At 45.2% G+C, this 11,887-nt stretch carries 11 protein-coding genes and 1 tRNA gene; 7 read left to right on the forward strand and 5 right to left on the reverse strand.

The window, feature by feature from the left end:
* Positions 1–28 precede the first annotated feature (28 nt).
* The 4 genes from ACF8CV_RS11615 to ACF8CV_RS11630 all read left to right on the forward strand — a co-directional run bounded on the left by ACF8CV_RS11615 (position 29) and on the right by ACF8CV_RS11630 (position 2,282).
* A tRNA-Trp gene (locus ACF8CV_RS11615) sits at positions 29–105 on the forward strand.
* Positions 106–471: 366 nt separating this feature from the next.
* A complete protein-coding gene (locus ACF8CV_RS11620; RefSeq protein WP_005483015.1) occupies positions 472–804 on the forward strand; it encodes a DUF1904 domain-containing protein in 333 nt (110 codons plus the stop codon).
* 12 nt (positions 805–816) lie between these two features.
* Complete coding sequence (gene mepA, locus ACF8CV_RS11625; protein WP_015296273.1) at positions 817–1,653, forward strand: penicillin-insensitive murein endopeptidase; 837 nt, start codon at positions 817–819, stop codon at positions 1,651–1,653.
* A 320-nt stretch (positions 1,654–1,973) separates the two neighbouring features.
* Positions 1,974–2,282: a hypothetical protein gene (locus ACF8CV_RS11630; RefSeq protein ID WP_005496359.1), complete on the forward strand. Its 309-nt coding sequence runs from the start codon at positions 1,974–1,976 to the stop codon at positions 2,280–2,282.
* 42 nt (positions 2,283–2,324) lie between these two features.
* Here the strand turns inward: ACF8CV_RS11630 and ACF8CV_RS11635 are convergent, their stop codons facing one another.
* The 3 genes from ACF8CV_RS11635 to rdgC all read right to left on the reverse strand — a co-directional run bounded on the left by ACF8CV_RS11635 (position 2,325) and on the right by rdgC (position 5,062).
* Entirely contained in the window at positions 2,325–2,579 is a 255-nt protein-coding gene (locus tag ACF8CV_RS11635; RefSeq protein ID WP_005460170.1) for a YfhL family 4Fe-4S dicluster ferredoxin, read from the reverse strand.
* Positions 2,580–2,581: 2 nt separating this feature from the next.
* Entirely contained in the window at positions 2,582–3,982 is a 1,401-nt protein-coding gene (yegQ, locus tag ACF8CV_RS11640) for a tRNA 5-hydroxyuridine modification protein YegQ (RefSeq protein ID WP_155007006.1), read from the reverse strand.
* A 165-nt stretch (positions 3,983–4,147) separates the two neighbouring features.
* Positions 4,148–5,062, reverse strand: coding sequence for a recombination-associated protein RdgC (rdgC, locus tag ACF8CV_RS11645; RefSeq protein WP_138938490.1), 915 nt, complete (start codon positions 5,060–5,062; stop codon positions 4,148–4,150).
* A 226-nt stretch (positions 5,063–5,288) separates the two neighbouring features.
* Here rdgC and phoB point away from each other — a divergent pair, with 226 nt between their 5' ends.
* From phoB to ACF8CV_RS11660, 3 genes are read left to right on the forward strand one after another with little or no spacing between them, the layout of a single operon-like run.
* Positions 5,289–5,978, forward strand: a complete 690-nt coding sequence (gene phoB, locus ACF8CV_RS11650) for a phosphate regulon transcriptional regulator PhoB (RefSeq protein ID WP_005460184.1) — start codon at positions 5,289–5,291, stop codon at positions 5,976–5,978.
* 40 nt (positions 5,979–6,018) lie between these two features.
* Positions 6,019–7,317: a phosphate regulon sensor histidine kinase PhoR gene (gene phoR, locus ACF8CV_RS11655; RefSeq protein WP_005460158.1), complete on the forward strand. Its 1,299-nt coding sequence runs from the start codon at positions 6,019–6,021 to the stop codon at positions 7,315–7,317.
* A complete protein-coding gene (locus ACF8CV_RS11660; RefSeq protein ID WP_065766388.1) occupies positions 7,317–8,276 on the forward strand; it encodes a PstS family phosphate ABC transporter substrate-binding protein in 960 nt (319 codons plus the stop codon). The genes phoR and ACF8CV_RS11660 overlap by 1 nt, the downstream gene beginning before the upstream one ends.
* 26 nt (positions 8,277–8,302) lie before the next feature.
* Here the strand turns inward: ACF8CV_RS11660 and ppx are convergent, their stop codons facing one another.
* Together ppx and ppk1 are read right to left on the reverse strand one after the other, a co-directional pair.
* A complete protein-coding gene (gene ppx / locus ACF8CV_RS11665) occupies positions 8,303–9,808 on the reverse strand; it encodes an exopolyphosphatase (RefSeq protein ID WP_138938489.1) in 1,506 nt (501 codons plus the stop codon).
* Positions 9,792–11,882, reverse strand: coding sequence for a polyphosphate kinase 1 (gene ppk1 / locus ACF8CV_RS11670; RefSeq protein ID WP_005460183.1), 2,091 nt, complete (start codon positions 11,880–11,882; stop codon positions 9,792–9,794). Before ppk1 ends, ppx begins: the two co-directional genes overlap by 17 nt.
* Between the last annotated feature and the right edge of the window lie 5 nt (positions 11,883–11,887).

The following is an 11,887-nucleotide window of genomic DNA, read 5'->3' on the forward strand; positions in this document are numbered from 1 at the left end:
GAGAGTCGTCTCATTAAACACGAACTACAGGGGTGTAGCTCCAATTGGCAGAGCAGCGGATTCCAAATCCGCGTGTTGGGAGTTCGAATCTCTCCACCCCTGCCATATTTAAAGCCTCAGTCGAAAGACTGGGGCTTTTTTACGTTTGTAAAATGGCAAAATTTATTCTTTGTGAACTCAAGTTCCCAAATAGGCGATTCTAGGCGCGTAGCTAATGGTAGCTAAGTCTGAACTGCCCTAATCTCTTATCTACTTTCCCTATATAAAGAACAGCAGATTTCCAGCGGGATTGATATCTAGCCGCTAGTGATCCCTTATCGTTGAATGTCACTGATTGGAATCTCAAGCTCTTGTTGATATTTATTAGCGTTTTTCTGGGTATTTTTAAGAACGCGTCTAGTTGTTGTTGGGATGATTAGCGTTGTTGTTCCTGTTATCATCTTAGGACAATACAAATATAGGATTAACCTTATGCCACATCTACGATTTCGCGCTGTAGAACCTCAAGCAGTACAAGCTTTGTCAAAGCCACTGACTGACGAGCTCCAGCCACTAATGAATAGTCCACGAGAAGATTTTACTTTTGAGTACATCTACACAACTTTCTTTAGTGAGGGCGAGGTAAGTCCTGCTTATCCTTTTGTTGAAGTTTTGTGGTTTGATCGAGGACAAGAGACCCAAGACAAGGTGGCGAAAGTAATTACACAACAAGTTCGTGGTGTAGTCGGTGAAGATATTGATGTAGCAGTCATTTTTTCTGCACTATCGCCAAATGCCTACTATGATAATGGTGAACATTACTAAAGGGGATGTATGATGCGGCTGAGTCTTTCTTTTTATTTCAGTTTATTTGTCTCAGCTCCTCTTTATGCTACGCCATGGGAGCAAGTTAGTGCTCCCACTCATAATATGTCCTCTTCTATTGGTAGTTACGCGAACGGCTGCTTAGATGGGGCCTCCCCCCTGCCTTTAGAAGGTACAGGTTATCAAGTGTTACGTAGTCGAACGAATCGCTACTATGGGCACCCTAACACTATAGATTTTGTTGAAAGCCTAGCTTTAAAGGCGAATCAAAAGTTAAAAACTACTTTACTAATTGGCGACCTTTCTTTACCTCGTGGCGGCCGTTTTTCATCTGGTCATTCAAGCCATCAAACGGGGCTGGATATTGATATCTGGTTGCGTTTAGCTGACTCTCCTCTCTCCTATAACGAACTTCAATTGCCGAAACCGATGAGTGTGGTTGATCTGCAAGACTACTCGATATTAAATCATCGATGGGATAAGAGGCATTTTGAACTCATCCGTTATGCTGCTAAGAGCGATGAGGTGGCTCGTATCTTTGTTCACCCTGTTATCAAGGAGCAACTGTGTGCTCAGGAAGGGGGAAAAGATCGTTCTTGGCTACGTAAAGTTCGTCCTTGGTGGGGACATCATTATCATTTTCATGTGCGCTTATCATGCCCTGACTCAAGCTCTAATTGTGTCGATCAAGCACCTCCTCCTTCTGGTGATGGGTGCGGTTCGGAGTTAGCGAGTTGGAAGCCAAAAGCAGTTGTCCCAGCGAAGCCCCAGCCAGAAAAAGTAGCGGCTAAACCTAAAAAGAAAAAAGCGATTCCACCACAATGTCAGCCACTTATCGTCAGTAAATAACGTCTTATCTTTGTTCTTGTTTCGGCTCAGGTATCTCTTTTATGAAACTGGAGAAACATCATACTTTTGTCTACAGTGAATAATACCAATACAAAAACTAACCCAACTCGTTTGGGTGGCATATTATAGAAATCTTAAATAAACAACGGGTTGTATGTATTGTTGAGTGGTAACGACTCTGTTTTGAAAGATCTTTCGTCACGATACTCTGATTTCTGAACAATATGTCTGTCGGTTGGTAAGTAAAATAGGCAACGCAGACAAGGTATTGAGGCGGGGTTGTGGAGTGACCTGCCGTAGAATGAATCAAGGACAAAACCATGACTATGATTTGTGCAAAAGAATTTGCAGAGTGGTTAAGACACAGATTTAGCAGTGATCCCAAGGGAGTTTTATTGACTCGTGAAGATGTTAATCACCTGACGGGACGTCAGCGTCTCGATCCGGGATTTGTTAATGATGTGCATTACGAGCTAATGCAATATGGAATGGCTTTCGTTACAGATACGAGCAGGGAAAACTTCTATTTAATTCCTGTATCTCAAGCTGAAAATTGGCGTGAAAGACTCGAGTATCACTTTGAGAAAGAGTTGTTTTGCAATATCTATCCAATCGAAAAATCAGGATAAAAAAAGGTTCAACTTTGTTCGCAAAGTTGAACCTCATTTTATTTAGGCGAGTCCCTGAATCACCACAAACTTTTCAAGCAATTGCTCTTCTGTCTCAATGTGGTTTGGATCAGTAATAATACATTTTGTTATTGGACAAACTGACTGACAGGTAGGCTTTTCGTAATGACCTTTGCACTCAGTACATAAGTTAGGGTCGATTTCGAAGATGCTGTCTCCCATGCTGATCGCGCCATTCGGGCATTCCGGATCACACATGTCGCAGTTAATGCATTTGTCAGTGATGAGTAACGCCATGATTACTTACCAGTAGGGTTACGAGTGTCCTGGCCTGCGTTTAGATTGCGCATCAACAGACCGTATTCTAGGTCCATGTCTTCAGGAACAGGAATGAATACGAAGTGGCCGTTACCTTTTGCGTCTTCAATTGACTCTGATTTGCGGTTTTCCATCGCTTCTAGAGTGAAAACAACGTTACCTTTTGGTGTCATTAACTCCAGGCTGTCACCTACAACGAATTTGTTTTTCACTTCAACTTCTGCCATGTCGCCACGACGTTTACCTGTGAACTCACCAACAAATTGTTGTGCGTCAGAGACTGAGTAACCGTAGTCGTAGTTTTGGTAAGTATCGTGTGTATGACGACGTAGGAAACCTTCTGTGTAACCACGGTGAGCTAGGCTTTCTAGTGTACCCATTAGGCTTTCATCGAATGGTTTACCTGCAACTGCGTCGTCGATCGCTTTACGGTAAACTTGCGCTGTACGTGCGCAGTAGTAGAACGACTTAGTGCGGCCTTCGATTTTTAGTGAGTGAACACCCATCTTAGTTAGACGCTCTACGTGCTGAACCGCGCGTAGGTCTTTTGAGTTCATGATGTAAGTGCCGTGTTCATCTTCGTAGGCAGCCATTTTTTCTTCTGGACGATGCGCTTCAGAAAGCAGAACCACTTCATCCGTTGGTTTACCACGACCGATAGTGGTTTCAGGGCGCTCGTCTTGAACTTCAACAGGCTGTGCTTCAGTTGGGTCAAACTTCTCAACGATGTCGCCAGCGTCGTTTTCTTTGCCTTCTTCAACTTTGTATTCCCAACGACATGCGTTAGTACATGTACCTTGGTTAGGGTCACGCTTGTTAATGTAACCAGAAAGTAGGCAACGACCAGAGTAAGCCATACATAGTGCACCGTGAACGAATACTTCTAGTTCAGTTTCAGGGCAATGCTCACGAATTTCTTCGATTTCTTCTAGAGAAAGCTCGCGAGAAACGATTACACGTTCAACGCCATTCGCTGCCCAGAACTTAACGGTTGCCCAGTTTACAGCGTTTGCTTGTACAGAAAGGTGAATTGGCATTTCTGGGAAAGCTTCACGAACCATCATGATTAGACCAGGATCTGACATGATCAACGCGTCAGGGCCCATCTCAACGACTGGTTTAAGGTCACGAATGAAGGTTTTTAGCTTCGAGTTATGTGGTTGGATGTTGCATACCACGTAAAGCTTTTTGCCTAAGGTATGTGCTTCATCGATACCGATTTTTAGGTTCTCGTGGTTAAACTCGTTGTTACGTACGCGTAGGCTGTAGCGAGGTTGGCCAGCGTAAACTGCATCTGCGCCGTAGGCGAATGCGTAACGCATATTTTTCAGGCTGCCCGCTGGAGACAGTAGCTCAGGTACGAATGCTTTCTCAGTTGTCATTGCTCAATTCTCTTTTATCTGATCACAAGTCAGGCCAATTCCACCTTATGGAAATGGGGCGCAAATTTTACGTCAAAATGTGAACTGTGACTAGGAGAATTGTGCTTTAGATGAACAAACGCCCTACAAAAAGTGAGGGCGTATTTATTAAAAAGTAGGGTTATCTTATGCGTTAGGGTTAGGCAGGCCGCCTAGCGCTTCATATAGATTTGGTAGGAAAGAGCTGAATTCACCGCACATTAGTGAGAAGTCAGCATCAAAGCGAGCCGCTTGATCTTCACGTGGGATATCGTCGTTTTGATCTTTCAACTCATCTGAGAATTTTAGACGTTTGATGCCGGAATCTTCAGCCATGATGAACTCGATTCGGTCTTGCCAGTTAAGTGCAAGTTTCGTCACGACTTTGTCAGCTGCGATGTGATTGCGGATTTCATCTGTGGTCAGCTCTTGCTTCTTACAGCGAATCACGCCACCTTCTTCAAGTACCGATTTTAACTCAGCTTCGTCCATCATGGTGATGCCTTGCGGCGTGTTACCTGTTTTAACCCACTCAGTTAGCGTTGTTTCAATTGCTACTTCTGGAATCGCAGGAACAACAGGTAAGCTACCAATGGTTTTACGCAGTAGCGCTAATACGTCTTCTGCTTTTTTGTAGCTGCTTGCATCGACAAGGATGAAGCCTTCTTTTGGCATAATCAACACGTGAGTGTGGCTGCTGCGGCTAAAGGCACGAGGCAGCAAGTCCATCACGATGTCATCTTTTAAGTTGTCTTTCTCTTTCTTCTTCAGAGGGCGACCTTCTTGCGCTTCCATAGCGTCTACTTTTGCATTCAGAGACTCTTTAATCACAGAAGCAGGCAGCATTTTCTCCTCTTTTTTTGCACAGATCAGAATGCGGTTTTCTGACACGTGCGTCATCATGTCGCCATGTCGACCCATAGCACTAACCCAACCAAACTTTTGTTTATCTTGGCTACCACAAGGGGTGAATCGAAACTCAGCGAGTTGAGTTTCTAGTTGATCGGCGTTGAAGTTAACCTCGCGGTTAACGCGATATACCAGACAGTTTTTAAACCACATAAATCTTCTCTAGGCTTGATGACAAGGGAGTAATCATAGGGAATTTTTGAGCTGATGTCTTAATAGAAATGAAAAATATCAGGATGAACCCCAAAAGAAAGTTATATGAAAATTTGTTTTCAAAGGTCACAAAAGTGTCATAATTGGTAGTGATAATGCTTATGCATCGAGGGGCGCGCTTTGTCTCTTAAATTCATTAGCTCAACAAACATAAGGTTACTCAATTATGTCTAGAAGGATTCTGGTTGTTGAAGACGAAGCTCCAATTCGTGAAATGCTTTGCTTCGTGCTTGAACAAAAAGGTTACCAAGCGGTAGAGGCGGAAGATTACGATACTGCTGTAACCAAACTGGCTGAACCCTTCCCTGATTTAGTATTACTGGATTGGATGTTACCTGGCGGTAGTGGCATTAACTTTATCAAACACATGAAACGTGAAGAGCTTACACGCAACATTCCTGTTGTGATGCTGACTGCTCGCGGTGAAGAAGAAGATAAAGTTCGCGGTTTAGAGGTTGGTGCAGATGACTACATTACCAAACCGTTTTCTCCTAAAGAGTTAGTTGCTCGCCTTAAAGCGGTTATTCGCCGTGTTACGCCGACCGCATTAGAAGATGTGATTGATGTTCAAGGTCTTAAACTCGATCCTGTTTCTCACCGTGTTACTGCGAATGATGAAGCGGTTGATATGGGGCCTACCGAGTTCAAGATGCTGCACTTCTTTATGACCCATCAAGAGCGTGTTTACAGCCGTGAGCAGCTGCTAAATAACGTGTGGGGCACCAATGTTTATGTTGAAGACCGTACTGTTGACGTTCATATCCGTCGTCTTCGTAAAGCACTGGAAGCTGCCGGTCACGACAAACTGATTCAAACCGTTCGTGGCGCTGGTTACCGCTTCTCAACAAAGGCTTAGATTTTTACGCAGCTTATCAATGCCATTTCTGGAGTAATGAGTGGTTGAAAGATTAACGTGGAAAAAGCTGGCCTGGGAGCTGGCTTTTTTTTACACCCCTTGGGTGATAGTGGGGTGGATATTCGGTTATATGCCGTGGTTGCTTTTGGCTGCCACGGCTTTGCAGCTTGTGTGGCATTTACATAACCAAGTGCGCTTGTCTTCTTGGTTATGGGATGAAAAACGCCTGACTCCTCCGTCTGGCAGTGGTAACTGGGAGTCCCTCTTTAACGGTCTCTATCGTTTGCAACAGCGTCAGCGTCGTAAACGCAAAGAGCTCACCAATCTGATCCGTCGCTTTAGAAACGGTGCCGAATCATTGCCCGATGCCGTCGTAGTATTTCGCGCGGAAGGCAACATTGTTTGGTGTAACCGATTAGCTCAACACCTGTTAGGCTTCCATTGGCCAGAAGATTCCGGTCAACCTATCTCGAACCTGATTCGAACTCCAGATTTCATCAAGTACCTCAATAAAAAAGATTTCTCTGAACCGCTAGAAATGCGCTCGCCGTTGAATGTCGAACGTATGTTAGAACTGCGTATCGTGCCTTACACTGAAGGTGAACACCTGATGGTGGTGCGTGACGTGAGCCAACTTAAGCAACTTGAAGGAATGCGTCGTAACTTCTTCGCCAACGTTTCTCATGAGCTACGCACTCCGATGACCGTACTACAAGGTTATCTGGAGATGACGGAAGACCCAGATATGATCGTCGGCCCGATGTGGACTAAAGCGCATGGGGTGATGACGGAGCAGCTTAACCGCATGAACAGCTTAGTGAATCAACTTCTTACCTTATCTAAGATTGAAGCCGCGCCGATGCATGAGTTGGAAGATGTCGTAAACGTGCCAGCAATGCTTGAAGTCTTAGAGAAAGAAGCGATCAGCTTAAGTGGTGATGACCAACATAAACTCAAGTTTGATGTCGATACCAGCCTTCGTGTGCTTGGAGATGATGACCAATTGCGCAGCGCGATCTCCAACCTTGTTTACAACGCAGTGAAGTACACTCCTCCGGGAGCCAATATTCATGTTCGTTGGTATCAAACCGCACAAGGTGCGTGCCTTGAAGTTGAAGACAGTGGTGATGGCATTGAGCCACAACACTTGCATCGACTGACAGAGCGTTTCTACCGAGTTGATAAAGCACGTTCACGCGATACGGGTGGCAGTGGTTTAGGATTGGCAATTGTGAAGCATGCGCTGAGCCATCATGACTCACACCTGGAAATTCAAAGTGAAGTCGGTGTAGGCAGTAAGTTCTCGTTCGTACTTCCAAGTCGTTTAGTGGTGAAATAATGGGACGTCGAGTCAGTAAAGCCATCGCTTGTATCGCGCTTATTTGTTCGAGTATGGCGGTTGCTCAAGATAAGCCATTACCGAACTACCATAAAACCACTGGCATTGTTGGTAACTTGCTCTCGGTAGGCTCAGACACTTTGGCGGGGATGACCACACTTTGGGTGGAAGAGTTTAAATCCATTTACCCGAACATCAACGCGCAAGTTCAAGCTTCAGGCTCGTCAACGGCGCCACCTGCTTTAACAGAGCAAACGGCGCAGTTTGGCCCAATGAGCCGCCCGATGCGTTTGAAAGAAATCGAAGCGTTTGAGCGACAGCATGGTTACAAACCTACAGCATTGCGCGTTGCTATTGATGCTATCGGTATTTTTGTGCATCAAGACAATCCCATTCAAGGTTTGAACTTTAATCAATTGGACGCCATGTTTTCCGCTACGTTGCGTTGTGGAGAAAGTCAGTTCATCACTAACTGGCAGCAACTAGGTTTAAAAGCCGAATGGGCGAAGCGCAACTTGCAGTTGTTTGGGCGTAACTCTGTGTCCGGGACGTATGGTTACTTCAAAAGCAATGCGCTGTGTGGCGGTGACTTCAAAACCCGAGTGAATGAACAACCGGGCTCGGCTTCTGTGGTGCAATCTGTGGCATCGACCATCAGCGGAGTTGGTTATTCTGGCGTTGGTTATCGAGTGGCTGGCGTAAGGTTGGTTCCCATCGCTAAACGCGGGGGTAACTATGTTAGCCCGACTCGTACAAATATTGTCTCAGGTAAGTACCCACTATCACGCTACCTTTATGTATACGTAAACAAGCATCCTGATTACCCGTTATCTCCAATAGAAGCCGAGTTTATTCGTTTTATGTTCTCTGCTCAGGGACAAGCATTAGTCGAAAAAGATGGCTATGTACCGATCACTGCAGATTTCGCAGCGGAAGAGTTAAAAAAAGTCGGCCTTTAAGCCGACTTTTTTCATTGTACCGAAAACTAAAAAGTGAGTGTCCACTTCGCACTTGCCCATCTATCTTGTTCTTCCAGTAAATCTGCATGCAGCAACTTATTATTATCTAACCATGCTTCATCGGTACAAGCGAGCATCCATTCATCGCCTTTGATCGATAAAGTGATGTCAGGTAGTGGGTCGTCGTTGCGTTGCCCATTAAGGACTATGGACAGACGAAGAATCTTAATCAGGCTTAACACATCACTTTGTTTGTAGAGGTTGAACTCTGGCAACTCATTGAGCCTTAGCGCTTTGCGTTGAAAGCGTGCAAGCGTCGCCAAGACGAGTTGTTGCTCACGGTTAAAACCTTGCAGGGTTGAATGCAGAAGAATATAAAACGAGTGACGATGGAAGCTGCGTAGGTTGATGCTTAGCCCAACTTCATGCAGCAGAGCGGCCCATTCTAATAAATCAAACAGTTCGCTTTTCTTTTTAATCCCAAGCTCAGAATGTACTTGTTCAAGCATCTCGCGTGCGTGACCTTTTACGCGTGCAGCGTGCTCGAGATCCACACGATGTTTTTGTGCTAGGTTTTCCGTGGTACGCATGCGAATGTCAGAGCGAGCAAACCGCTCTTCCATTTCATATAACAAGCCTTCTCTCAATGCTCCATCAGAGAAAAACATCTGGTCGATTTTTAGTGCCTGAAAAATCGCAGCTAAAATCGCCACACCAGCGGCAAATACCGGTTTACGTTCATCGGTCAAGCCAGTCAACTGAATATCATCAATTGACGCGAACTCGTTTAAAGTATCAATGAGCTTACTCAGACGCTTTGCTGTGATTAAACCGTCTTCAAAGCCCAGCCCAATCAATACCTCTTGAATCGCTTTGATGGTGCCTGATGAGCCGAGTGCAATATCCCAACCTTTCTTGCGGTATTTGGTCGCGATGGACTCTAACTTTTGTTCGGCAGCGAGCATGGCTTTGCTGAAGTTTTTGCTCGATAACTTGCCATTTTTGAAGTACTGCTGTGTAAAGCTGACGCAGCCCATCTGTTTGCTATTAAGCAGTTCTGGCTCGAACTCTTGTCCGATGATCATCTCGGTGCTGCCACCGCCAATATCGACCACCAGTTTAGAATTAGATTCCACTTGAGTGTGTGCGACACCCAAGTAAATTAGGCGCGCTTCTTCCTCTCCCGGAATAATCTCTATCGGGAATGGCATGACTGCTTTTGCTCGTTGGATAAACAAATGCGCGTTTTTCGCTCTTCTTAGCGTGTGTGTAGCAGCAATGCGCACATTGGATTCATCAAAGCCTTGCAGCCTCTCTGCGAACATCGCAAGACACTCCAACGCTCGCTCCATGGAGGCGTGACTTAAATTCAATTCACTGTCTAGGCCAGAGGCTAAACGAACCCTCTGTTTATGGCGACTGATGAGCTGTAGGTCGCTGCCGACCACCTTCGCCACCACCATGTGGAAGCTATTAGAGCCGAGATCGATCGCGGCAATATAGCGTTCATCTTTTTCAAGTATCTGAGACATCTGACTTTTGTCTTCTTGTTTGCTTTTCTATATTTTTAAGATAGTCGTAGATGGCAACTTGTGAGCGAACTTTTTTACGGTTTCCGCGCGGTACATAGCTATTGCTCATCTCTTTGTCTATCAAACGTGCCTTTACTGTATCGGTAAAGTGGATGTTAGTTATATCAATAATTCTCTGTTTCAAACGTGGATCACGAACAGGAGCGGCAACTTCGATACGATGATCGATGTTTCGTGTCATCCAATCGGCAGATGAAATGTAGACTTGAGGATCCCCATCATTGTGCGTGATCACTACGCGTGGGTGTTCCAAAAAGCGATCAACGATACTGATGATTCGAATGTTTTCGCTGACGCCTTCAATTCCAGGAACCAACGCACACATGCCGCGGATGATCATGTTGATCTTTACCCCCGCGTTGCTTGCTGCGTAAAGACGGGTGACGATGCCTTTATCGACGAGGTTGTTGACCTTTATGGTTAATCCTGCCTTTTTGCCCGCCTTTGCATTGGCGATTTCATTGTCAATCAGGCGGTAAATTTGGGTGCGCGAATTACGTGGAGAAACCATCAAGTGATTGAACTTCACTGGGCGATAAGGGTTCTCAATGTATCCAAACACGTTGCGCACTTCATTGGTGATTTCTTGGTCTGCGGTGAGCAGCGAAAAGTCGGTATAGATTCGAGCGGTTTTTTCGTGGAAGTTGCCCGTGCCAATGTGCGCGTAGCGAATAATATCGTCACCTTCACGGCGACTGATCATCAATAACTTTGAGTGAATCTTTAAACCGGGCGCACCAAAGATGACGTGCACGCCAGCTTCAGTCAGAACTTTTGACCATTCAATATTTGCTTCTTCATCAAATCGCGCCTGCAGCTCAACGACTACAGTAACGTTTTTGCCGTTATGCACTGCATCAATCAAAGAGTTCATCAAGCGAGAGTCTTTGGCTACGCGGTAGATATTAATTTTGATGCTGAGCACTTTCGGGTCAAAGGATGCCTGGCGAACCAATTCACCAATATGGTCAAAGGTGTGATAAGGGTAGTAGAGCAGAATGTCTTTGGCTTTGATGGCTTCGAAACTGTTGGCGTAACCTTCAAAGTCTGCACACTTCATTGGTGGCATTGGTTTGTTTTCGAGGTATTCTCGCCCGACGTTTGGAAAAGCGATGAAATCTTTGAAGTTGTGGTAGCGTCCACCTGGAATTAGGTTGTCGTAATTGGAAATTCTTAGTTTGCTGCACAAGAAGTCGAGCATCTCTTGCGGCATTTCACGCTCATACACAAAGCGTACTGGCATGGCGGTTAAACGTTGGTTTACGCCTGCTGACATTTGCTCTAGCAAGCTGTATTCGATTTCATTACGCAAGTCGTACTCTGCATCACGCGTCATTTTCATCGCGTAACCAGCGAGCTCATCATAATCGAAAAAGCCTTTAAATAGCTCGTCTAAACAGTATCGGATGATGTTATCAAGCAAGATGATGGTCTTACGGCGTTTGCCTTTTTGCTCTGGCACCATCACGAAGCGTGGCAGGTGGTCGGTTGGAATTTCGATGAGAGCGTATTGAGAGTGGTCTTCTTTGCGCAGTTCGACGGCGATGTAAGCGTATTCGTCTTTGAGGAATTGCAGCACGTCGATTTCATCTTTCATCAACAAAGGCGTGATATGTGGCATGACTTCTTTGCGGAAGTATTTGGTGATCCACTTTTCCTGCGCTTCATCGAGTTGATGCTCATTGACCAAGAAAATGCGACGCCGTGCCATTTCTCTAATTAATTCACTGTAAAGTTCGTCGAATTGTTCGTTAAGCTTAAGGGCTTTGGCTTGCATCTTACTTAACAGACGCTTGGAGTTGTCACTCCCTCCTCGCTCTTGGTTGATCAAAATACGACGTTTCACATCAGCGAAGCGCACTTTGTAGAATTCGTCGAGGTTGTTGGAAAAGATCCCAAGAAAACGAATACGCTCGATCAACGGAACGGTTTTGTCGGCCGCTTCTTGTAACACTCGTTCATTGAAAGATAACCAACTAAGCTCTTTTTCTATATATAGTTTTTCTGCGCTCATAACCT

Source organism: Vibrio sp. zbq_1 (genome assembly GCF_043102935.1).
GTDB lineage: Bacteria > Pseudomonadota > Gammaproteobacteria > Enterobacterales > Vibrionaceae > Vibrio > Vibrio parahaemolyticus.